Raw genomic sequence first — 854 nt, 5'->3', positions numbered from 1 at the left:
AGGACGGCGTCCCTGACGTCGGCCATGGTGACGGCGTCGAGGGCTTCGGCGTTTAGGCGAAGGAACGGTTCGGTGTTGGAGGCGCGTAGGTTGAACCACCAGGTGCCGTCCTTGGCGATGAAGGTCAGGCCGTCGAGTTCGTCAATGGTGACGTCATCGCGCGTGTAGGCCTCGCGGACGCGGGCCACGGCGGCGGGGACGTCGGCTAGTTGGGAGTTGATCTCACCGCTTGAAACGTAGGGTTCGTATTCGCGGCCCAGATCGGATAGTGGGCCGTCCTGCTCGCCGAGGGCGGCCAGGACGTGCATGGCCGCGAGCATCCCGGTGTCGGCGTTGAAGAAGTCACGGAAGTAGTAGTGGGCGGAGTGCTCCCCGCCAAAGACAGCGCCTTCGGTGGCCATGGTGGCCTTGATGAAGGAATGGCCCACGCGGGTGCGCACGGCCCGGCCGCCGTCGTGCTCGATCAGTTCGGGGACGGCGCGGGAGGTGATGAGGTTGTGGATCACGGTGGGGTGTTCCTCGCCAAGGGCCTTGACGCGGGCGATCTCGCGGCGGGCCACCAGCGCGGTGACGGCCGAGGGTGACACGGGTGCGCCGAGTTCATCGATGACAAAGCACCTGTCGGCATCGCCGTCGAAGGCCAGGCCGATGTCCGCGCCATGGGCGATGACGGCGGCTTGCAGGTCCAGGAGGTTAGCCGGTTCCAGCGGGTTGGCCGGGTGGTTCGGGAACGTGCCGTCGAGCTCGAAGTACAGCGGAACGATCTCGAAGGGCAGGCCCTCCAGGAGGGTGTCGCCCAGGACGGCGGGGGTGGTCATGCCTGCCATGCCGTTGCCGGCGTCGACCACGATCTT

General features: G+C 67.0%; 1 pseudogene. It reads right to left on the bottom strand.

Annotated features, from left to right (window positions below):
- Positions 1-854 (bottom strand): annotated as a pseudogene (gene manB, locus AAGW05_RS18510) (phosphomannomutase/phosphoglucomutase); the annotation flags it as partial.

The organism is Arthrobacter sp. LAPM80, from assembly GCF_046736435.1.
Taxonomy (GTDB): domain Bacteria; phylum Actinomycetota; class Actinomycetes; order Actinomycetales; family Micrococcaceae; genus Specibacter.
Note: the sequence above shows the minus strand (reverse complement) of the source record. Positions and strands in the feature narration are given on the sequence as shown.